This window comes from Saccharopolyspora aridisoli (genome assembly GCF_004348445.1).
Classification (GTDB): domain Bacteria; phylum Actinomycetota; class Actinomycetes; order Mycobacteriales; family Pseudonocardiaceae; genus Saccharopolyspora; species Saccharopolyspora aridisoli.
In genome coordinates this window covers 12,691-33,471 of record NZ_SMKV01000044.1, presented here as the reverse complement: position 1 = coordinate 33,471, position 20,781 = coordinate 12,691, and the positions used below count along the sequence as shown (strand labels likewise).

Genomic DNA, 20,781 nt, shown 5'->3' with positions numbered 1-20,781 from the left:
TTGACCGTGCGTCGTCGGTGATCAATGCCACCTCAATGGCGGGAGATTCGCGTCCGCTTCATGTTCTAAACTCAGGCTCGCCTGACGAAGGTTAGGCTAGCCTCAGTTGAGTGAAGGGCGAGATGAACCGTACGGGGATCAGCGACGAGGTCGCCATCGTGACCGGCGCCGGCCAGGGGATCGGTGCCGCTGTGGCGAGAGCGTTCGCCGAGCTGGGAGCCGAGGTCGCGGCAGTGGATCGCAACGGGGGCACAGCCGCCGAGACGGCCGAGGAGCTCGCCGCCGAAGGGCATCGGGTGCGCGCCTACCGCGCCGACGTGGCCGACCCGGCCGCGGTCACCGAAGTGGTCACACGCGTCGAAGCCGAGCAGGGCCCCATCGACGTGCTCGCCAACGTCGCAGGCGTGCTGCAGGTCGCGACGGTGCAGGAGCTCACCGACGCCGAGTGGCAGCGCACCTTCGCGGTCAACGCCACCGGTGTGTTCAACATGTGCCGGGAGGTGTCCAAGCACATGATCTCGCGGCGCCGGGGATCCATCGTCACCGTCGGATCCAACGCCGCGGGCGTGCCGCGCCACTCGATGGCCGCCTACGCCGCGTCCAAGGCCGCCGCCACGATGTTCACCAAGTCGCTGGGCCTGGAGCTGGCCGAGTACGGCATCCGCTGCAACATCGTCGCGCCCGGCTCCACCGACACCGACATGCAGCGCGGGATGTGGACCGACGGAAACGGCCCGGACCGGGTCATCGCCGGCTCGCTGGAGACCTACAAGGCCGGCATCCCGCTGCGCAAGCTCGCCACCCCGGACGACATCGCCAACGCGGTGGTCTTCCTCGCCTCCGACGAGGCCGGGCACATCACGATGCACGACCTGTACGTCGACGGCGGCGCCACGATGCGCGCCTGACCTCCGCGATCCGCCGAAAGGTTGTCATGACCACGATCGAGACCGACGGGCGCATCGACGCCGCCGCTGACGCCCTCGCCGACGACGCCCTCGCCGACGACGCCGCCGCCCGCCTGCTGGCCGCCTACGAGCACGGGCAGTCCTTCCTGTTCTCCAGTCCGCGCGGGGTGCTGCTGACCCGAGGCGTCGGTGCCACCATGTCCAAGACCCAGTGCGCGCGCTCGGACCTACCCGCCAGGATGCAGGAATTCCTCGACGGCGCGGTCGAATTCGGCCGCCGCAACCCTATGGTGGTCGGAGCGGTGCCCTTCGGCGGCACCTTGCCCGCGCACCTGGTGATGCCCGAGGAGGTCGTGCGCGCCGAACCGCTGAACGCCCTGGTGTCGCAGCGGAAACCGGTCTCCACCGCAGCCTGCTCCGTGCGGCCGGTCCCGGAGCCCGAGGAGTACGAGCGCGGTGTCGCGCGGGCGCTGCGGCGCATGGAGGGCGGTGACCTCACCAAGGCCGTGCTGGCGCGGAGCTTGGAGCTGACCTCGGCGAGGTCGATCGACGTCCGCGAGGTGCTGCGCAACCTCGCGATGGCCGACCCCGCCAGCTACACCTTCGCCGTCGACCTGCCGCGTCGCGGCGAGGACGGAACCCGTGACACCTACGGCCCGCAGCCCCCTCTGGAGCGCACCTTCATGGGCGCCAGCCCCGAGCTGCTGGTGTCCCGGCGCGGTAGGAAGGTCCGCTCCAACCCGATGGCCGGATCCCGGCCGCGCAGCACCGACCCGGACGAGGACCAGCGACGCGCGGCCGAGCTCGCGGCCTCGGAGAAGGACCACCGCGAGCACACCGTGGTGGTGGAAGCCGTGGCCGAGGCGCTGCGTCCGTTCTGCACCGAACTGCACGTGCCGCGGGCGCCGACGGTGGTCAGCACCAACGCGATGTGGCACCTGGCCACCGAGATCACCGGCGAGCTGCGCGACGGCTCCACGACCTCGCTCCACCTGGCCGACGCGCTGCACCCGACCCCGGCGGTGTGCGGGGCCCCGATCGACCGCGCTCGCGAGGTCATCGCCGAGACGGAGCCGTTCGAACGTGGCTACTACGCCGGAATGGTGGGTTGGTGCGACGCCGCCGGCGATGGCGAGTGGGTGGTGGCCATCCGCTGCGCCGAGGTCGAGGACCAGGAGATGCGGCTGTTCGCCGGTGCCGGAATCGTTCCGGGCTCCGACCCGGCCGACGAGCTCGCCGAGACCTCCGCGAAGTTCCGCACCGCGCTCACCGCGATGGGCTTGAGCCAGGCAGTCTGAGGGGAAGAAGCCGATCATGATCGCAAATCTGCCCGGCGTGACGCTCTGGCCGGACGAGTTCGCCGAGCGCTACCGCGCCGCGGGGTACTGGCAGGGCTACACCTTCGGCCAGCTGCTGCGCGTGCGCGCCACCAAGCACCCCGACCGCGTGGCCGTCGTCGAGGGCGAACGCCGGACCACCTACGGCGAGCTGGACCGCCGCGCCGACCGGCTGGCGGCCGGGCTGCGCGAGCGCGGCATCGGCAGGGGCGACCGGGTCGTCGTCCAGCTGCCCAACGTCGCCGAGTTCTTCGAGGTCTGCTTCGGGCTGTTCCGGCTCGGCGCGGTGCCGGTGTTCGCGCTGCCCTCGCACCGGATGACCGAGATCTCCTACTTCTGCGAGTTCAGCGACGCCGCCGCCTACATCACCGTCGACACCGAGGCCGGGTTCGACCACCGGGCGCTGGCCTCCGGCATCGCCGCGAACCAGGAGGGCTTGCAGGTGTTCGTCGTCGGCGACGCCGGCGAGTTCACCGCGCTGTCCGATGTGGACGCCGAACCGGTGGAGCTGGACGAGCCCACGCCGAGCGACATCGCGTTCCTGCAGCTCTCCGGCGGAAGCACAGGTGTGCCCAAGCTGATCCCGCGCACCCACGACGACTACATCTACTCCATCCGCGCCAGCAACGACCTCTGCGGCGTCACCGAGGACGCCGTCTACCTCGTGGCGCTGCCCGCCGCGCACAACTTCCCGATGAGCTCGCCCGGCGCCTTCGGCGTGCTGCACGCCGGCGGCCGGGTCGTGCTCGCGCGGCGGCCCAGCCCCGACGAGGTCTTCCCGCTCGTCGAGCGGGAGCGGGTGACGCTGACCGCCGCGGTGCCGCCGCTGGCGCTGCTGTGGCTCGACGCCGCGGCCGACACCGCGCACGACCTGTCCAGCCTGGAGGTGCTGCAGGTCGGCGGGGCCAAGTGCAGCGAGGAGGTCGCCCGGCGGGTCCGCCCGGTGCTCGGAGCCACCTTGCAGCAGGTGTTCGGCATGGCCGAGGGCCTGGTCAACTACACGCGGCTGGACGACCCCGAGGAGATCATCGTGACCACCCAGGGGCGGCCGATCTCGGCCGATGACGAGGTGTTGGTGGTCGACGACGAGGACAAACCCGTCGCGGCCGGGGACACCGGGCATCTGCTCACCCGCGGCCCCTACACGATCCGCGGCTACTACAAGGCCGATGAGCACAACGCGCGGGCCTTCACCCCCGACGGCTTCTACCGCACCGGCGACGTCGTCCGGTTCACCGCAGAGGGCAACATCGTCGTCGAAGGCCGGGCGAAGGACCAGATCAACCGAGGCGGCGAGAAGGTCGCCGCCGAGGAGGTCGAGAACCACCTCCTGGCCCACCACGCCGTGCACGACGCCGCCGTGGTGTCCATGCCCGACGACTACCTGGGGGAGCGGACCTGCGCGTTCGTCGTCCCGCGCGGTGAGCGGCCGAAGGCGCGCGAGCTGATCAAGTTCGTCCGCGAGCGCGGCCTGGCCGGCTACAAGGTCCCGGACCGCGTGGTGTTCGTCGAGCAGTTCCCGCAGACCGGCGTCGGCAAGGTCTCCAAGCGCGACCTGCGCGAGGCGATCAGTCGCGAGCTGGTGCCCGAACTCGGCCGCTGACAACGACTTCTCACGAGAGAACATCGAAGGGGGAGGCCCGTGGCGCTTCCGAGCATCGCACCCTACACCGTTCCGCAGGACGGCGAGCTGCCGGCGAACAAGGTCTCCTGGCGGCCCGCCCCGGAACGCGCGGTGCTGCTGATCCACGACATGGAGCGGCACTTCGTCAACGCCTTCACCCCCGGCGCCGAGCCGCTGAACCAGGTCGTGCCCAACATCGCGCTGCTGCGCGAACGCGCCCGCGCCGCAGGCGTTCCGGTGGTCTACTGCGCCCAGCCGGGCGGCCAAACCCAGCAACAGCGCGGACTGCAACTGGAGTGGTGGGGCCCGGGGGTCGCCGACCCGGCCATGGAGGCGATCATCGACGAGCTGGCGCCCGGAGCGGATGACGTCCAGCTGACCAAGTGGCGCTACAGCGCTTTCCAGCGCACGGACCTGCGCCGCCGGATGCAGGAGTGGGCCCGCGACCAGCTGATCATCACCGGCATCTACGCGCACATCGGCTGCCTGATGACCGCTGCGGAGGCCTTCCAGCAAGAGGTCCAGGCGTTCTTCGTCGCCGACGCGGTCGCCGACTTCTCGCGCGCCGACCACGACATGGCCGTTTCCTACGCCGCCCGCAACTGCGGCGTCGTCGACACCACCCGCAACCTGTCCCGCGACCTCGTCGCCCACGAGTCCGAAGTCGCCTGAACCCGAACGACCCAGCAGGAGAAATCCGAACCATGCCGGAGAAGCTCACCCTCGAAGCGGTCCGCGAGCAGGTCGCAGAACTGCTCTACGAAGACCCATCGGAACTCGCCGACGACGAGGACCTCATCGACTGGGGCCTGGACTCGGTGCGGATCATGACCCTCGTCGAGCAGTGGCGCCGGCAAGGCGTCCAGATCACCTTCGCCGACCTCGCCGAACGCCCGACCCTCGCGGACTGGTGGAAGGTGCTCGAACCCGCGGTCAACGGATGAGTCGCGCGCGGAACGCCCTTCGGTGCGAAGGACGTTCCGCGCGCTCGACCGCCGGGAAACCCTCATTCCTGCCAGGGGATCTGGGGACTCCGGTAGAAGTCCTGACCCGAGGCCGCCAGGCGCGGTCCGTGGGCGGCCAACCGGTTCTTGAACGACTCCCAGTTCAGCGCGCCCTTCGGGGACCAGCCGAGTTCGGCGATGGCCGGCAGCCGCGGGAACGCCATGAACTCGATGTGCTGCGAGGTCTCCAGCGTTTCGCTGAACATCGGGGCCTCCACGCCGAGCACCGATTCCTCGGGCACGCCCTGCAGGTAGCTGCCCGGGTCCCAGCCGTAGGCGTCGGCGACCTCGATGAACCCGGCCCACTGCAGGCCCAGTGGCGTGTTCTCGTCGTACTTCATGTCCAGGTAGGTCTTGTTCGCCGGCGAGGCCAGGACCTCGTTGCCCCGTGCCACGGCTTCGTTGAGCAGCGGATCGCCGTTCGTGGTGCCCCAGAACTGCAGCACCGCGTCGCCCTTCGGGGCGGCCTTGCCGTACTCGTGCCAGCCGAGCGGTTTCTTGCCGTACTTCTCCACCAGCGGCAGCACCTTCGACATGAAGGCCACGTAGTCCTCATCGGTGGTCGAGTGCGCCTCGTCGCCGCCGATGTGCAGGTACGGGCCGGGGGTCAGCGCCGCCACCTCGCGGATGACGTCCTCGACGAAGGTGTAGGTGATGTCCTTGTTCACGCACAGCGAGCTGAACCCGACGTCGATGCCGGTGTAGGGCGGCGGTGCCACGCCGTCGCAGTTGAGCTCGGCGTAGGACGAGAGCGCGGCGTTGGTGTGCCCCGGCATGTCGATCTCGGGGATGACCGTCATGTGCCGGGACGCGGCGTAGTTGACGATCTCGGTGTAGTCCTGCTGGGTGTAGTACCCGCCCGGCGTGCCGCCGACCTCGGTTTGCGCGCCGAACTCGGTGAGCCGGGGCCAGCTGTTGATCTGCAGCCGCCAGCCCTGGTCATCGGTCAGGTGCAGGTGCAGTTTGTTGATCTTGTACTTGGCGACCTGGTCGATGTAGCGCTTGACCATGTCGACGGTGAAGAAGTGCCGCGCCGGGTCGAGCTGCGCGGACCGGTGCCCGAACCGCGGCTTGTCGGTGATCTCGCCACCGGGCATCGTCCACGGTCCGGGCTGCGCGGTCGGGCTCTCGATGCCCGCGGGCAGCAGCTGGCGCAGCGTCTGCACGCCGTTGAACAGGCCATCGGTGCTGGTCGCGTGCACCCGCACCGCCTCGTCGGCGACCTGAAGGCGGTAGCCCTGCGGGCCCAGCGCGGGATCTCCGTCCAGCGCCAGTGCGATGTCACCGGTCCCGGGCAGCGCGGGGTTGACCGGTACGGGGAAGCCGGTCGAGGGCCGCAGCACGCCCGCCAGGTACTCACCGACACCGGCCGCCTCGCCGGGTGCCAGGATCGCGGTCTGGGCGGTGAGCTCGAAGTCGGCCGCCGGGTTCGGTTTCACCGACTCCGGGGCGGGCACGATGGTGTCCATCGTGGAGGCCGCGCGGTCCGCCGTGGTGGTGGGATCGGCGCCGGCCGGAACCGCGGTTCCGGCGACCAGCAGAGCTCCGGCGACTGCCAGCCCGGCCTTCGCCGCCCTTGATCGGGGTCGTGCGCTCATCGTTGTCGGCTCCATTCTCGGGGGAACGGTGCCAACAAAGGTATAGACCAAAACGTGAGCCGGGAGCCTCCGAACGGTCGTATCGGACTGGTAGATGTCGAGGGTTGCTCCGCTCAGGGGTGCGGGCGGTGGACCCTGAGCGGGGCTGCGGCTCGGCAGCCACTCCTGGTGTGCGGCCAGTGCACGGCGTTGGCAGCGTGCTCGTCACAGCACCGCTGGAGAACGCGGCGTTGCGGCTGGGTGCCCCACCTGGAGCAGCGTTTACGCCGCCTCCTCGAACGTCGCCTAGCCGTCCCCGCGCAGCGAGGGGCGCAGCTGGTCCAGGACCGACGGGTCCTCGATCGTCGAGGGCACGACGGTGTCGCCTCGATCGGCGATCTCGCGCATCGACTTGCGCAGGATCTTCCCCGAGCGGGTCTTGGGCAGACCGTCGACCACCGCGACGTCGCGGAACGCCGCCACCGGGCCGATCTGCTCGCGCACCGCCGTCACCAGCTCCTCGCGCAGCGTCTCGGCCGAGATGTCCACACCGGACTTGAGCACCACGAAGCCGCGCGGCACTTGACCTTTGAGCTCGTCGTGCACGCCGATCACCGCGCACTCGGCCACTGCTGGGTGCGCCGCCAGAACCGCTTCCATCGACCCGGTCGACAACCGGTGACCGGCCACGTTGATCACGTCGTCGGTGCGTCCCATGACGAACACGTAGCCGTCGGCGTCGATGTAGCCGTTGTCGCCGGTGAGGTAGTAGCCCTCGTAGCGCGACAGGTAGGACTCGCGGAACCGCTCGTCGTCGCCCCACAACGTCGGCAGCGTGCCCGGCGGCAGCGGGAGCTTCAGGCAGATCGCCCCGTCGGTCTCCGGCGGCAGCGGTTCACCTGCCTGGTCCAGCACCGCGATCTCGTAACCCGGTACCGGAACCGTCGGCGAACCCGCCTTGACCGCCATCGGCTCCAACCCGCGCAGGTTCGCGCAGATCGGCCATCCCGTCTCGGTCTGCCACCAGTGGTCGATCACCGGCACGCCCAGCTGCGAGGCAGCCCAGTGGTAGGTCTCCGGGTCCAGCCGCTCACCGGCCAGGAACAGCGTTTCCAGGCAGGAGGTGTCGTGCTCGGCGAGCAGCCGGCCGTCCGGGTCGACGCGCTTGATCGCCCGCAGCGCCGTCGGCGCGGTGAACAGCGCCTTGACCCGGTGCTGGGCGATGACCCGCCAGAACGCGCCCGCGTCCGGGGTGCCCACCGGCTTGCCCTCGTAGACCACCGTCGTAGCCCCGGTCAGCAGCGGCGCGTAGACGATGTAGGAGTGGCCGACCACCCAGCCCACGTCCGAGGCCGTCCAGAAGACCTCACCGGGGGAGATGTCGTAGATGTTGGCCATCGACCAGCGCAGCGCCACCGCGTGCCCGCCGTTGTCGCGCACCACGCCCTTGGGCTTGCCCGTCGTGCCCGAGGTGTAGAGGACGTAGAGCGGATCGGTGGCGGCCACCGGCACGCACTCCGCCGGTCCGGCGCCCTCGACCGCCTCCTGCCAGTCGATGTCGCGCGGGCCCAGCTCGGCGCGCGCCTGATCGCGCTGGAGCACGATCACCCTGCCGGGCTGGTGCTCGGTCTGCCGCAGCGCCTCGTCGACGATCGGCTTGTACTCCACGACCCGGTTGGGCTCCAGCCCGCAGGAGGCCGCCACGATCACGCTCGGCCGGGCGTCGTCGACGCGCGCGGCCAGCTCCTTGGACGCGAAGCCGCCGAAGACCACCGAGTGCACCGCGCCGATCCGCGCGCACGCCAGCATCGCGATCGCCGCCTCGGGGATCATCGGCAGGTACAGCACCACCCGATCGCCCTTGGCCACGCCCTGCGCGCGCAGGGCTCCCGCGAAGAGCGCGACCCGGTCGAGCAGCTCGCGGTAGGTCCAGGTCTGCACGACGTCGGTCATCGCCGAGTCCCAGATCAGCGCCGGCTGCTCGCCCCGCCCGTCGCGCACGTGCCGGTCCAGCGCGTTGAAGCAGGTGTTGAGCTCGCCGTCGGGGAACCAGCGGTACATCGGCGCGGCCGAATCGTCCAGCGCCCGGGTCGGCTCGCGGTCCCACTCGATCGCCCGCGCGGCGTCGAGCCAGAAACCCTCGCGGTCGGCCAGGCTCCGCCGGTAGTTCTCCGCGTACTCACCCATCGCTGCGACTGCCTCCCGCGTCCGCTGTGGCACCGCCTGTGTACTACCTCAGATCCGATCTCGGCGCCAGGGCCGCGCGGCCGTTCGGCCGAAAGGCGTTCGTCAGGAGCGAAACATCGGCGATCGGACGAACGGGGGAACGGAATTCGGTCGCGCTCACATCTGATGTGGTTCGGCGACGCCGCCGCGCCGCTGGGCGCTGGGGGTGCGCTTCCGGCGCGACAGTGCGACTCGCAGGCCCCACAATCGGCGACGAGCCGATGGCCGGGCTAACACCGAGGTGTCCCGCGCCGACAAATGAATCGGAGGTGCTACGAACCTATGAGCACGATGGAACCGGCAGAGCCTCCCAGGGCCACAGCGACCGCCGACGAGCCGAACGACCTACCGACCGCGCCGTGCAGCGTGGTCTGGAGCGGCGGCCACTCCTACGTCCGAGAGGGAACCGCGGGCGCCCGCTGGGCGGGCGTGGACGATCGCGGCAGAGCCCGGTTCCTCACCGATGCCGAGTTGCGCCGCCGGGGTTGGAGTCGCACCCGCGGTTGAATCGCGGTGTTCCTCCCGCGCCGCAGGCTGTCCCGCCTCCGGCTGGCCGCCACGTGGGTTGCGCTGGCCATATGAGACCCTGATCGGGTAAGGATGCACAGGTGTGCACCCGTTGCGGGGCGGTGCGCACAACCATTCAGGGGAGGCTCGTGGTGCAGGACGCCGAGCGCACCACGGAGAACACCACGAGCGGGCCGCGGGCCGAAGTGGGACAGGACCACCCGGGGCCGGGCGATCCCGGTCTGGACCGGATCCGCGAGGTCGCCCGCGACGTGTGGGCGGATCCCTGGTGGACGCTGCCCAACCTGCTCAGCGTGATCCGCCTGGCCGGCGTGCCGGTGTTCCTCTGGCTGCTGCTCGGCCCGCAGGCCGATCTGCTCGCGCTGCTGGTCCTGGTGATCAGCGGAGCCACCGACTGGCTCGACGGCAAGCTCGCCCGCTGGCTCAACCAGTACAGCCGCATCGGCGAGCTGCTCGACCCCGCGGCCGACCGCCTCTACATCGTCGCGACCCTGATCGCCTTCGTGCTGCGCGACGTCATCCCGTGGTGGATGGCGGTCGCGCTCGTCGCCCGCGACGTCGTGCTCACCCTGTGCCTGCCGGTGCTGCGCTGGCACGGTTACGAACCACCCGAGGTGCACTACCTGGGCAAGGCCGCCACGTTCTGCCTGATGTACGCGTTCCCGCTGCTCCTGCTGGTGCAGGACGACTTCACCGGATCCGACGTGGTCCGGCCCATCGCCTACGCCTTCACCGCCTGGGGCGGGGCGCTGTACCTGTGGGCGGGCATCCTCTACCTCGGACAGGTCGCCGCCGCCGTGCGCGGGACCAGGGCACGCGCCTGATCCCGGCTGCGCGTCGCCTTGCGGCCCTCGGTGGCCGGTGAATACGCTCGCCGCGCCGATCACTCGGCACGTTGCAACAGCGGATGAAGGGCGGGACCACCGTGGCGGCCCCGGAGATCAAGTACACCGAAGAGCACGAGTGGGTCCAGCGCGTCAGCGAGGACACCGTGCGCATCGGCATCACCGACTACGCCCAGCAGCAGCTGGGCGACGTGGTGTTCGTCCAGCTCCCCGAGGTCGGGCAGCAGGTCGCCGCCGCGGACTCGATGGGCGAGGTGGAGTCGACCAAGAGCGTCTCCGACATCTACGCCCCGGTGGCCGGTGAGATCACCGCCGCGAACGCCGCGCTGCAAGACCATCCGGAGCTGGTCAACGCGGACGCCGCGGGCGAGGGCTGGATGGTGGAGCTCCGGCTCGCCGACCCGGAGCAGCTGGCCGGTCTGCTCGACGCCGAGGGTTACCGGGAGCTGATCGACCAGGCATGATCGTCCCGCCGGATCGAATCCGTGGGACGATGACGGGAGTCGCTCGTTCCGAGGCTGTCCAGGCACGGTACGTTGGGCGCATACTTGGCACGATCTATCCGCGTAGAGGAGAGCTCAGGTGAGCCAAAACAGCGGCTTCGGCGACGTTCCGCCGGAGCAGTCACCGGAGACCACCTCGGTCTTCAAGCCCTTCCTCTCGGAGCCGGAAAGCACCGAGAGCGCGGCCCCGGAACCTGCCTCCGCATCCGGGGTCGATGCGCTGCCGGCGGGTTCCGCCCTGCTGGTGGTCAAGCGTGGCCCCAACGCGGGTTCGCGGTTCTTGCTGGACCGGGAGACGACCAGCGCCGGCCGGCACCCGGACAGCGACATCTTCCTCGATGACGTGACGGTTTCCCGGCGGCACGCCGAGTTCCGCCGCGAGGGCAACGACTTCGTGGTGGTCGACGTGGGCAGCCTCAACGGCACCTACGTGAACCGGGAACCGGTGGACACCTCGGTGCTCGCCAACGGTGACGAGGTCCAGATCGGCAAGTTCCGCCTGGTGTTCCTGACCGGGCCGATCGATGGGGGCCAGGGCGGCCGCTGAGGCCGTCGAACAGGCTTTCAACCCGTCAGCGGGGCGACGCCACACGAGGCGTCGCCCCGCTGACGCATGAGGCAGCTGCGCCGCTCGCGCGCGGACCTCGTCCCCTCCGCCGGGAATTTCCCGGCGCCACAAGCGGTTTTCACAGCGCAGCAGGGCATTCCGGCGGCTTCGGCCGGGCCCTGCTCGGTGTATCGTGCTGGGTACTGCTCAACGACGAGCTCACCAGCGGTCCGGGCCGTGAGCCCCGACAACGACGACCGCGACGGTGGTGGTCCGCCGGGACCGCCGATGGAAGGGCGTGTCCGCCGCAACGCGGGTAGCGTCGGAGGCGTCGGTGCGGGACCCTCGACGAGGATGTCACGCTTCGGCGCGCTGGAGGAGGCGATGTGACGATGAGCAGTGAGATGCGCGTCGTCGGCGTGCGAGTTGAACTACCAGCCAACCAGCCGATCCTGCTGTTGCGCGAGGCTCAGGGTGAGCGCTACCTGCCGATCTGGATCGGGTCGGTCGAAGCGACGGCCATCGCCCTGGAGCAGCAGGGCGTGAGGCCCCAGCGGCCGCTCACGCACGACCTGCTCAAGGACGTCATCGGAGCCCTGGGACGTGACCTCGAGCAGGTGCGGATCACCGACCTGCAGGAGGGCACCTTCTTCGCCGAGCTGGTGTTCGACGGTGATGTGCGGGTGTCCGCGCGGCCGAGCGACTCGGTGGCGCTGGCGCTGCGCATCGGAGTGCCGATCCACGCCGACGAGTCGGTCCTCGACGAGGCCGGGCTGATCATTCCGGACGAGCAGGAGGACGAGGTGGAGAAGTTCCGCGAGTTCCTCGACTCCGTCTCCCCGGAGGACTTCCGCGGCGCCGACACCTGAGGATCGACGCTCCCGGTACTAGTCCGAACAGACCACACCGGCCCCCGGGTTGCAGCAGCAGCCCGGGGGCCGGGTTCTTGCTCCGGTAACGAGAGCGCGCGCGGCCCGCGCGTCGCGTTGACCCGCCTGCTGAGCGGGCATACCTTCGGAGTCACGCGAATTGCCCCGGTGTGATTCAGCCGGTGTACGGCTTCGCGGCCCCGGACCGCCAGAGGTCCGGGTGCTGGTGATCGTCGTCGTCGGCTTCGGGCCGGACGAGGGGAGGCAGGCGTGGTGGAGGAAGCAGCGACCTCGGATGCTGCGGAGCAGGGTGAGCTGTTCCCCGACGCCTCTGCCCCGGACGAACTGGTCGGTTACCGCGGGCCGGCGGCCTGCCAGATCGCGGGCATCACCTACCGGCAGCTCGACTACTGGGCGCGCACGAAGCTGATCGGACCGTCCATCCGCGGTGCTGCCGGGTCGGGTTCGCAGCGGCTTTATTCGTTCAAGGACATCCTGGTGCTCAAGGTCGTCAAGCGCCTGCTGGACACCGGGGTGTCGCTGCACAACATCCGTGTCGCGGTGGAGCACTTGCGCAAGCGCGGCGTTCAGGACCTGGCGAAGTTGACGCTGTTCAGCGACGGCACCACGGTCTACGAGTGCACCTCCGCGGAGGAGGTGGTCGATCTGCTGCAGGGCGGCCAGGGAGTGTTCGGCATCGCGGTCAGCGGTGCGATGCGCGAGATCAGCGGGACCATCCACGAGTTCCCGGCCGAGCGCGCCGACGGTGGCGAGAACATCGAGTCGGCGATCAACGACGAGCTCGCGGCTCGCCGCCGTGACCGACAGGCGGAGACCGGCTGAACGACCGGCGTCCGCCAGCTGTGCGGTAGGCGACATTGATGGTCTGATAGACGGTGTTGATCGGGTAGTCTGAGCGCCATCGCCGACCCCGTGCGGGAGAGTCTGGTCCGACCAGGACCGGCGCCGAAGGAGCAACTCTCCCCGACAACCTCTCAGGCCACCTGGACCGCACGGGCGAGATACCTCTGGAAAGCGGGCACACCTGCAGGGTGAGCCCCGCCGACGGTGCAAGCCCGGTCCGCCGGGTGAAGCTCTCAGGCGTTCGCTTCGCGAACGGGGACAGAGGGGGAGAGCAGCGTCCGCTGCCGCCCTTTGTTCGCCGCGATGATTGAGGTTTTGGCGATGACCGACGCGAACCACGACCGCATCCCTCTGGCCGCGCTGGAGCACGGCAGGCCGTTCGCTGACCGCCACGTCGGGCCGATGCCCGCCGAACTGGCCCGCATGCTCGACGTCATCGGCGTCGGCTCCCTTGAAGAGCTGGGTCACAAGGCCGTCCCGGACACCATCCGCGAGGGCGACCTGCAGCTGTCGCTGCCGGAACCGGCCACCGAGACCGAGGCGCTGGCGGAGCTGCGCGACCTGGCCGGTCGCTGCACCCCGCACACCGAGATGATCGGCCTGGGCTACTACGGCACGGTCACCCCGCCGGTCATCCTGCGCAACGTGCTGGAGAGCCCTGCCTGGTACACCGCCTACACGCCCTACCAGCCGGAGATCTCACAGGGCCGGCTGGAGGCGCTGCTGAACTTCCAGACCGTGGTCGCCGACCTGGCCGGCGTGCCGGTCTCCAACGCCTCGATGCTCGACGAGGCCACCGCTGCGGCCGAGGGCATGACCCTGGTGCGCCGCGCGGGCAAATCCAAGTCGCCGCGCTTCCTGATCGACGCAGACACGCTGCCGCAGACCATCGCGGTCATCGAGACCCGCGCCGAGCCGCTGGGCATCGAGGTCGTGGTGGCCGACCTGACCTCCGGTGAGCTGCCCGAAGGCGAGTTCTTCGGGGCGCTGCTGTCCTACCCGGGTGCCTCCGGCGCGGTGCGCGACCAGGAGGCGTTGATCGCCGCGATCCACGAGCGGGGCGCGAAGGTCGTGGTGGCCACCGATCTGCTGGCGCTGACGTTGCTGCGCGCGCCCGGCGAGATCGGCGCCGACGTGGTCGTGGGCAGCACGCAGCGCTTCGGCGTGCCGATGGGCTTCGGCGGTCCGCACGCCGGGTTCATGGCCGTCGCCAAGGGCTTAGAGCGGCAGCTGCCGGGCCGCCTGGTGGGTGTGAGCGTCGACGTCGAGGGCAACCAGGCGTACCGGCTCGCGCTGCAGACCCGCGAGCAGCACATCCGCCGCGAGAAGGCCACCAGCAACATCTGCACGGCGCAGGTGCTGCTGGCCGTGGTCGCCTCGATGTACGCGGTCTACCACGGTCCGGACGGGCTGAAGGCCATCGCGACCCGCGCGCACCGGATGGCCAGCGTGCTCGCCGAGCAGCTGCGCCGCGGCGGTGTCGAGGTCGTGCACGGTGAGTTCTTCGACACCGTGGTCGCCAAGGTGCCCGGCAAGGCCGACGAGGTGCTGGCGGCCGCGCGCCGCGGCGGGGTGAACCTGCGCCGCGTGGACTCCGACCACGTGGGCATCAGCTGCGACGAGACCACCACCCGCGCCCACCTGGCCGTGGTGTGGGAGGCCTTCGGCGTGACCGCCGGTGACGTCGAACAGCTCGACGTCGAGACCGACGACGCGATGCCGGGCGCGCTGGCCCGCACGTCGGAGTACCTGACGCACCCGGTGTTCCACACCCACCGCTCCGAGACCTCGCTGCTGCGCTACCTGCGGCAGCTGTCGGACAAGGACATCGCGCTGGACCGCAGCATGATCCCGCTGGGCTCGTGCACGATGAAGCTCAACGCGACCGCGGAGATGGAGCCGATCACCTGGTCCGAGTTCTCCTCGCTGCACCCCTTCGCGCCGGCGCAGGACGCCGAAGGTCTGCTCAAGGTGGTCTCCGACCTGCAGGAGTGGCTCGCCGAGGTCACCGGCTACGACGCGGTGAGCCTGCAGCCCAACGCGGGCAGCCAGGGCGAGTTCGCGGGTCTGCTGGCCATCCGCGCCTACCACCACAGCCGTGGTGAGGCCGAGCGCGAGGTGTGCCTGATCCCGGCGAGCGCGCACGGCACCAACGCCGCCAGCGCCGTGATGGCCGGGATGCGCGTGGTCGTGGTCCGCTGCGACGAGCAGGGCAACATCGAGATGGACCACCTGCGCGAGCTCGTCGGCGAGCACGCGCAGGACCTCGCCGCGATCATGATCACCTACCCGTCCACCCACGGCGTCTACGAGGACACCGTGCGCGAGGTCTGCGGGCTGGTGCACGACGCGGGCGGCCAGGTCTACGTCGACGGCGCGAACCTCAACGCGCTGATCGGACTGGCCCGGATGGGCAAGTTCGGCTCCGACGTCTCGCACCTGAACCTGCACAAGACCTTCTGCATCCCGCACGGTGGTGGGGGGCCGGGCGTCGGCCCGATCGGTGTCCGCGAGCACCTGTCGCCGTTCCTGCCCAACCACCCGCTGCAGCCCGCCGCCGGTCCGGCCACCGGTGTCGGCCCGATCAGCGCCGCCCCGTGGGGCAGCGCCTCGATCCTGCCGATCTCCTGGGCCTACGTGCGGATGATGGGGGCCGACGGCCTGCGCCGCGCGACCCTGACCGCGGTTGCCGCCGCCAACTACGTGGCGCGTCGGCTGAGCGAGTACTTCCCGGTGCTCTACACGGGTGCGGGCGGCCTCGTCGCCCACGAGTGCATCCTCGACCTGCGGCAGATCAGCAAGACCAGCGGCATCTCCGTCGACGACGTCTCCAAGCGGCTCGCCGACTACGGCATCCACGCGCCGACGATGTCGTTCCCGGTCGCGGGCACGTTGATGGTCGAGCCGACCGAGAGCGAGAACCTCGCCGAGCTGGACCGCTTCTGCGAGGCGATGATCGCCATCCGCGCCGAGATCGACAAGGTCGTCGCAGGTCAGTGGCCCGCCGACGACAACCCGCTGGTCGGCGCCCCGCACACGGCGGCCAGCCTCGCCAAGGAGTGGGACCACGCCTACTCCCGCGAGGAGGCCGCCTACCCGCTGGGCACGGACGCGATCAAGGTGTTCCCGCCGGTCCGGCGCATCGACGGCGCCAAGGGCGACCGCAACCTGGTCTGCTCCTGCCCGCCGTTGGCGGCGTACCAGGGCTGAGTCGGCGGGTCGGTTTGCGCGTCCGGTCGCGACGATGACACGGTGGTTTCATCAACCGACCGGCTCCGAGAGGAGTTGAGCACCATGCTCACCATCAGTGAGAGCGCCGTTGAGGTCATCAAGCTCGTCCTCGTCGGCGGCGACTCTCCGGCCAGCTCGGGCTTGCGCATCGCGCCGGCCGGACAGGGGCTGCAGGCGTCGATCGCCGAGGAACCCCAGGAGGGCGACGAGGTGATCGAGGAGAACGGCGTCCGGATCTTCCTGGAGAAGGAGGTCTCGGAGCTCTTGGGCGACAAGACCCTGGATGCCGAGAAGGACAGCAACGGCGAACTGGCACTGGCCGTGCGGGACTGACTCGATCAGGACTTGAGCCGTCGACCCGGGTGTTGTGCCCGGGTCGACGGCTTTTTTCGGGTCTGATTGCGACGAGCACCTCTTGCCAGGACCTGGTGATAGCGGGTGATCGGCAACTACCCTTGACCGGCGGTTGTTCCACCGGGGAGCACCGGTTCGCAGGAGGGGAAGTCCAGTGCCGACCACGACGCTCGCCATGCACATGAGCGACGGGCTGCTCGACGCCCGCACGGCGGTCCTGTTCGCCGTCGTGGCGATAGCCGGTCTGGCGGTGGCGCTGGTGCGCGCGAGGGCCGACCTGGACGACCGCACGGCCCCGATGGCCGGTCTGGTCGCGGCGTTCGTCTTCGCCGCGCAGATGATCAACTTCCCGGTGCTGCCTGGCGTGAGCGGGCACCTGCTCGGCGGTGCGCTGGCCGCGATCCTGGCGGGTCCTTGGGTGGGGGCGCTGTGCGTGGCGATCGTGCTGGTCGTCCAGTCACTGCTGTTCGCCGACGGCGGTCTGACGATGATCGGCGCGAACATCACGAACATGGCGTTGATCGGCACCGCAGTCGGCTACCTGGTGGCGCTGGCGCTGAGGAAGGTGGCCACCCGCAGCCGGGCCGGTCTGCTGGTCACCGCGTTCATCGCGGCGTGGGTCAACACCGTGGTCGCCGCCTGCGGGTTCCTCGTCGAGTACGCCATCGGCGGCGCCGCCGGGTTCGGCCTGGCGACGGTCTCGGTGGCGATGATCGGCGTGCACTGCCTGATCGGGCTGGGCGAGGGTCTGATCACCGCTGCCACCGTCGGCGCCGTCGCCTCGGCCCGGCCTGACCTGGTCCACCTGTTGCGCGGTGCCCGGCGCGAGGAGGTCGCCCGATGAAGCGGTTCATGCTGATCTTCGCCCTGGTCGTGCTCGCCGTCGCCGGGGGAGTCGCCTACTTCGCCGACTCCGACCCGGACGGTCTCGACGCCGTCACCCAGCAGGGCTGCTCGGTCGTGCAGACCGAGCGCGGCGAGTCGCTGGAGGGCCACTGCATCGCCCAGCACGCCGGCGACCACGCCCTGGCCGACGGCCCGCTGGCCGACTACGCCATCGGCGGTGACGAGAGGTTCACCGGTGTCGCCGGGGTCATCGGCGCGGTGGTCACCCTCCTCGCGGCGGGCGGGTTGTTCTGGGGACTGCGTCGCCGCTCCGGGTCAGAGGAGGCGTAGGTGGGCACCGGGCACGCCGACGCCCTGCACCTGCCCGGCGACACGGCGGTGCACCGGCTCGACCCGCAGGTGAAGATCACCGCTGCGTTCCTGCTGGTGCTGTGCGTGGTGGCCACGCCGCGCGAGATCTTCTGGGCCTTCGGCGGCCACGCGTTGCTGCTCGCCGCGCTGGCCGCCGTCGCGGGCATCCCGCCACGCTGGCTGGCCGCGCGACTGCTGATCGAGGTGCCCTTCGTGGTGCTGGCGCTGCTGCTGCCGTTCACCGCGGGCGGCCCGAGCACCGAGGTCGCCGGCCTCGCGCTGTCCACCGAGGGGCTGCTGGCAGGGTTCAACATCATGGTCAAGGGCACGCTCGGACTCGGCACCTCGCTGCTGCTGGCGGCCACCACCGCGCCTCGCGAGATCGTGCTCGGCCTGCAACGACTGCGCGCGCCGAAGATCGTGATCACCATCATCACGCTGATGCTGCGCTACGCCGAGGTGATCGTCGCCGAAGCCGGCCGCATGCGGATCGCGCGGATCTCCCGGGGTCACGACCCGAGGTTCCTGTGGCAGGCCGGAGCGACCGCGCGCGGCGTCGGCAGTTTGTTCATCCGCTCCTACGAGCGCGGCGAACGGGTGCACCTGGCGATGCTCTCGCGCGGTTGGGAGGGCGAGATGCCCGAGCTGGAACCGGCTCGCCGCACCTCGTGGAAGACCTGGAGCACGGGCCTGGCCGCGCCCGCCGCAGCGGCCGTCGTACTGGGGGTGTCGTTGTGGACCGCGTGACCGAGCAGCCCGTCGGACTCCGCGAAGCGGTGACCGCACCCGCGCTGGAGATCACCGATCTGGCGCACGCCTACCCCGACGGGCATCGCGCGCTGCACCACGTCGACCTGCGGGTCGAGCCGGGGGAGCGGGTCGCCGTGCTCGGCCCCAACGGCGCGGGCAAGACGACGCTGACCCTGCACCTCAACGGCGTGCTGCGGCCCACGGCGGGCAGCATCACCGTGGGTGGGCTGCCGGTGGAGCCCCGGCACCTCAAGGAGATCCGCCGCCGCGTCGGCCTGCTCTTCCAGGACCCCGACGACCAGCTGTTCATGCCGACGGTCCGGGAGGACGTCGCGTTCGGACCGGCCAACTTCGGGGCGCGCGGCGCCGAGCTCGAACAGCGCGTCCAGGACGCCCTCGATGCGGTCGGGATGAACGAGCACGCCCACCGCTCACCGCTGCACCTGTCCGGCGGCCAGCGCAAGCGCGTGGCTCTGGCCGCGGTGCTGGCGTGCCGCCCGGAACTGCTGGTGCTCGACGAACCCTCGGCGAACCTCGAACCGGTCGCGCGCCGCGAGCTGGCCGAGGTGCTGCTCGCGGTGGGCGGGACGACGCTGATGGTCACCCACGACCTGCCCTACGCGCTGCAGCTGTGCCCTCGCAGCGTGATCATCGACGACGGCCGGGTGGTCGCGGACGGCTCCACCGCCGAACTGCTCGCCGACGAGGAGCTGCTCGCAGCGCACCGGCTGGAACTTCCGTTCGGGTTCCGCGTGCCGTGACCGCTTGACCCCCGCCATCCGGCGAGTGACCGTGATCACGGTCCGCGCGACGGGGAGGTCAAGCGATGTTCGACAGGTCCGGCATCGAACGCGACGAACGGGGCATCGCCCACTACACCGGGCTGGCCGAGTCACTGGTGGACATGCTGCGGGGCACGGTCGAGCGGTTCGGCGACCGCGAAGCGCTGGTGGAGGTCGGCGGTGGCCGGCTGACCTACCGGGAGTTGTGGGACCGCGCCGCGCGGATCGCCGGTGGACTTCGCGCGGACGGTATCTCCCGCGGCGACCGCGTCGCCAACTCGCGTCCCGCCGGGGTCGACTGGGTGCTGGCGTTCCTCGGCACGCAACTGGCCGGCGCGATCGCGGTACCGGTCAACACCCGCTTCGCCAAGCCCGAGGTCGACTACGTGCTGGCCGACTCCGGCGCGGCGTTCACCTTCCACCCCGGCGAACCGCTGCCGGACGGACCCCCCTTCGCCGTCGACGACCTCTCCCGGGAGGAGGTGGCGGCGATCTTCTACACCAGCGGCACCACCGGGCGCCCCAAGGGCGCGATGACCACCCACGAGAACTTCCTGTCCAACGTGGAGAACGTGTGCCGGGTGAAGGGGATTGACGTCGAGAACGGGTGGCGGACGCGGAACCTCGTGTCGGTCCCGCTGTTCCACGTCACCGGGTGCAACACGCAGCTGCTGCTGCAGCTCTCCTACGGCGGATCGACCGTGGTGATGCCGTCCTTCGACGTGCGGCAGTTCCTGCGGATCATCGCCGAGGAGCGGGTCAACCTGTTCACCACGGTGCCCGCGATCTACGCGCTCGCGCTCAAGCAACCGGACTTCGCTGAGTTCGACACGTCCTCGGTCGAGCACGTCTCCTACGGCGGTGCCCCGATGGCGCCCGCGCTGGTCGAGCGCATCAAGGCGGCGTTCCCGCGGGCGCGGGTGGGCAACAGCTTCGGACTGACCGAGACCTCCTCGATCTCCACGTTTCTGCCGCACGAGCACTCGGTCGCCCACGCCGACTCGGTCGGGTTCCCGGCACCCGTGGTCGACGTGGCGGTGGACGAACCCGACCCGGGCACGGGCGTGGGCGAACTGCTGATCCGCGGGCCCAACGTCGTCGCCGGTTACTGGAACAAGCCCGAGGCCACGGCGTCGACGTTCGTCGACGGTTGGCTGCGCACCGGTGATCTCGCCCGCGTCGACGACGCCGGGCTGGTCTACATCGTCGACCGCGCCAAGGACGTGATCAACCGCGGCGGCGAGAACGTCTACTCCGTGGAGGTCGAGAACGCGCTGGCGGCCGCGCCCGGCGTCGTGGAGGCGGCGGTGGTCGGCGTGCCGGACGACGTGATGGGGGAGAAGGTCGGCGCGGTCATCGTCGCCGATGACGGCTTCGACGCACAACGGCTCCTGACTCATCTCGAGGACCACCTGGCGGATTTCAAGATCCCCCAGTTCCTGCACCTCAGCGAGCGGCCGCTGCCGCGCAACCCCGGCGGCAAGCTCCTCAAGCGCGACCTGCGGTCCACCTCCACCTGGCAAGGGCCGCTCTGGGGCCGTTGAGCACGGGCCCCGGGCGGTTCTGGTTCGTACCGTCCACGATCGAAGTCCTCTTCGTCCGGTCTGTTCGGACCAAAACCGCGCCCTGGTGCGA

The 20,781-nt window shown here is 70.3% G+C and carries 20 protein-coding genes and 1 riboswitch; of the genes, 18 read left to right on the top strand and 2 right to left on the bottom strand.

Annotation, left to right across the window (positions count from 1 at the left end; all coding sequences use genetic code 11):
- Positions 1–122 precede the first annotated feature (122 nt).
- From E1161_RS24060 to E1161_RS24040, 5 genes are read left to right on the top strand one after another with little or no spacing between them, the layout of a single operon-like run.
- Positions 123–908: a 2,3-dihydro-2,3-dihydroxybenzoate dehydrogenase gene (locus tag E1161_RS24060; RefSeq protein ID WP_132627015.1), complete on the top strand. Its 786-nt coding sequence runs from the start codon at positions 123–125 to the stop codon at positions 906–908.
- A 26-nt stretch (positions 909–934) separates the two neighbouring features.
- Positions 935–2,206, top strand: a complete 1,272-nt coding sequence (gene dhbC / locus E1161_RS24055) for an isochorismate synthase DhbC (protein ID WP_132627006.1) — start codon at positions 935–937, stop codon at positions 2,204–2,206.
- 16 nt (positions 2,207–2,222) lie between these two features.
- Complete coding sequence (locus E1161_RS24050; RefSeq protein WP_132627005.1) at positions 2,223–3,848, top strand: (2,3-dihydroxybenzoyl)adenylate synthase; 1,626 nt, start codon at positions 2,223–2,225, stop codon at positions 3,846–3,848.
- A gap of 39 nt (positions 3,849–3,887) precedes the next feature.
- Positions 3,888–4,541 carry an isochorismatase family protein gene (locus E1161_RS24045; RefSeq protein ID WP_132627004.1) on the top strand — a complete coding sequence of 218 codons (654 nt, stop codon included), beginning with the start codon at positions 3,888–3,890 and terminating at the stop codon, positions 4,539–4,541.
- Between the two features lie 32 nt (positions 4,542–4,573).
- A complete protein-coding gene (locus E1161_RS24040; RefSeq protein WP_132627003.1) occupies positions 4,574–4,813 on the top strand; it encodes a phosphopantetheine-binding protein in 240 nt (79 codons plus the stop codon).
- A 62-nt stretch (positions 4,814–4,875) separates the two neighbouring features.
- On the opposite strand, the gene E1161_RS24035 is transcribed toward E1161_RS24040, so the two are convergent.
- Both E1161_RS24035 and E1161_RS24030 read right to left on the bottom strand, forming a co-directional pair.
- Complete coding sequence (locus E1161_RS24035) at positions 4,876–6,471, bottom strand: beta-N-acetylhexosaminidase (RefSeq protein WP_132627002.1); 1,596 nt, start codon at positions 6,469–6,471, stop codon at positions 4,876–4,878.
- A 285-nt stretch (positions 6,472–6,756) separates the two neighbouring features.
- Positions 6,757–8,670, bottom strand: a complete 1,914-nt coding sequence (locus tag E1161_RS24030; protein WP_268951420.1) for a propionyl-CoA synthetase — start codon at positions 8,668–8,670, stop codon at positions 6,757–6,759.
- A 288-nt stretch (positions 8,671–8,958) separates the two neighbouring features.
- On the opposite strand from E1161_RS24030, the gene E1161_RS24025 reads away from it, so the two are divergent.
- The 13 genes from E1161_RS24025 (at position 8,959) to E1161_RS23965 (ending at position 20,690) form a co-directional block, all read left to right on the top strand.
- Complete coding sequence (locus tag E1161_RS24025; protein ID WP_408012053.1) at positions 8,959–9,183, top strand: hypothetical protein; 225 nt, start codon at positions 8,959–8,961, stop codon at positions 9,181–9,183.
- 149 nt (positions 9,184–9,332) lie between these two features.
- Positions 9,333–10,028 (top strand): CDP-alcohol phosphatidyltransferase family protein, encoded by a 696-nt coding sequence (locus E1161_RS24020; protein ID WP_132627013.1) that lies wholly within the window; start codon positions 9,333–9,335, stop codon positions 10,026–10,028.
- 83 nt (positions 10,029–10,111) lie between these two features.
- Positions 10,112–10,513, top strand: coding sequence for a glycine cleavage system protein GcvH (gene gcvH / locus E1161_RS24015; protein ID WP_165939923.1), 402 nt, complete (start codon positions 10,112–10,114; stop codon positions 10,511–10,513).
- Positions 10,514–10,631: 118 nt separating this feature from the next.
- On the top strand, positions 10,632–11,099 hold the full coding sequence (gene garA / locus E1161_RS24010) for a glycogen accumulation regulator GarA (protein ID WP_132627000.1): 468 nt from the start codon (positions 10,632–10,634) through the stop codon (positions 11,097–11,099).
- A 392-nt stretch (positions 11,100–11,491) separates the two neighbouring features.
- Positions 11,492–11,968 carry a bifunctional nuclease family protein gene (locus tag E1161_RS24005; RefSeq protein WP_132626999.1) on the top strand — a complete coding sequence of 159 codons (477 nt, stop codon included), beginning with the start codon at positions 11,492–11,494 and terminating at the stop codon, positions 11,966–11,968.
- A gap of 270 nt (positions 11,969–12,238) precedes the next feature.
- Positions 12,239–12,811 (top strand): MerR family transcriptional regulator, encoded by a 573-nt coding sequence (locus tag E1161_RS24000; protein ID WP_132626998.1) that lies wholly within the window; start codon positions 12,239–12,241, stop codon positions 12,809–12,811.
- 83 nt (positions 12,812–12,894) lie between these two features.
- A riboswitch (glycine riboswitch) is annotated at positions 12,895–12,990 on the top strand.
- A 163-nt stretch (positions 12,991–13,153) separates the two neighbouring features.
- Entirely contained in the window at positions 13,154–16,042 is a 2,889-nt protein-coding gene (gcvP, locus tag E1161_RS23995) for an aminomethyl-transferring glycine dehydrogenase (RefSeq protein ID WP_132626997.1), read from the top strand.
- Positions 16,043–16,126: 84 nt separating this feature from the next.
- Complete coding sequence (locus E1161_RS23990; protein WP_125089038.1) at positions 16,127–16,396, top strand: HesB/YadR/YfhF-family protein; 270 nt, start codon at positions 16,127–16,129, stop codon at positions 16,394–16,396.
- 196 nt (positions 16,397–16,592) lie between these two features.
- Complete coding sequence (locus tag E1161_RS23985) at positions 16,593–17,261, top strand: energy-coupling factor ABC transporter permease (RefSeq protein WP_132627011.1); 669 nt, start codon at positions 16,593–16,595, stop codon at positions 17,259–17,261.
- Positions 17,258–17,593, top strand: coding sequence for a PDGLE domain-containing protein (locus tag E1161_RS23980; protein WP_132626996.1), 336 nt, complete (start codon positions 17,258–17,260; stop codon positions 17,591–17,593). Before E1161_RS23985 ends, E1161_RS23980 begins: the two co-directional genes overlap by 4 nt.
- On the top strand, positions 17,594–18,361 hold the full coding sequence (gene cbiQ / locus E1161_RS23975) for a cobalt ECF transporter T component CbiQ (protein WP_132626995.1): 768 nt from the start codon (positions 17,594–17,596) through the stop codon (positions 18,359–18,361).
- Positions 18,349–19,125 (top strand): energy-coupling factor ABC transporter ATP-binding protein, encoded by a 777-nt coding sequence (locus E1161_RS23970; protein ID WP_132626994.1) that lies wholly within the window; start codon positions 18,349–18,351, stop codon positions 19,123–19,125. The genes cbiQ and E1161_RS23970 overlap by 13 nt, the downstream gene beginning before the upstream one ends.
- A 65-nt stretch (positions 19,126–19,190) precedes the next feature.
- Positions 19,191–20,690: a class I adenylate-forming enzyme family protein gene (locus E1161_RS23965; RefSeq protein ID WP_132626993.1), complete on the top strand. Its 1,500-nt coding sequence runs from the start codon at positions 19,191–19,193 to the stop codon at positions 20,688–20,690.
- Positions 20,691–20,781 lie beyond the last annotated feature (91 nt).

What these genes read in the sequence shown, in the direction of transcription:
- gcvH (WP_165939923.1), top strand. Translation starts at nt 10,112, where the DNA reads ATGAAGGGCGGGACCACCGTGGCGGCCCCGGAGATCAAGTACACCGAA.
- E1161_RS23985 (WP_132627011.1), top strand. Translation starts at nt 16,593, where the DNA reads ATGCACATGAGCGACGGGCTGCTCGACGCCCGCACGGCGGTCCTGTTC.
- E1161_RS23980 (WP_132626996.1), top strand. Translation starts at nt 17,258, where the DNA reads ATGAAGCGGTTCATGCTGATCTTCGCCCTGGTCGTGCTCGCCGTCGCC.
- E1161_RS24035 (WP_132627002.1), bottom strand. Translation starts at nt 6,471, where the DNA reads ATGAGCGCACGACCCCGATCAAGGGCGGCGAAGGCCGGGCTGGCAGTC.
- E1161_RS23990 (WP_125089038.1), top strand. Translation starts at nt 16,127, where the DNA reads ATGCTCACCATCAGTGAGAGCGCCGTTGAGGTCATCAAGCTCGTCCTC.
- gcvP (WP_132626997.1), top strand. Translation starts at nt 13,154, where the DNA reads ATGACCGACGCGAACCACGACCGCATCCCTCTGGCCGCGCTGGAGCAC.
- E1161_RS24050 (WP_132627005.1), top strand. Translation starts at nt 2,223, where the DNA reads ATGATCGCAAATCTGCCCGGCGTGACGCTCTGGCCGGACGAGTTCGCC.
- E1161_RS24060 (WP_132627015.1), top strand. Translation starts at nt 123, where the DNA reads ATGAACCGTACGGGGATCAGCGACGAGGTCGCCATCGTGACCGGCGCC.
- E1161_RS24040 (WP_132627003.1), top strand. Translation starts at nt 4,574, where the DNA reads ATGCCGGAGAAGCTCACCCTCGAAGCGGTCCGCGAGCAGGTCGCAGAA.
- E1161_RS24025 (WP_408012053.1), top strand. Translation starts at nt 8,959, where the DNA reads ATGAGCACGATGGAACCGGCAGAGCCTCCCAGGGCCACAGCGACCGCC.
- E1161_RS24005 (WP_132626999.1), top strand. Translation starts at nt 11,492, where the DNA reads ATGAGCAGTGAGATGCGCGTCGTCGGCGTGCGAGTTGAACTACCAGCC.
- dhbC (WP_132627006.1), top strand. Translation starts at nt 935, where the DNA reads ATGACCACGATCGAGACCGACGGGCGCATCGACGCCGCCGCTGACGCC.
- E1161_RS23965 (WP_132626993.1), top strand. Translation starts at nt 19,191, where the DNA reads ATGTTCGACAGGTCCGGCATCGAACGCGACGAACGGGGCATCGCCCAC.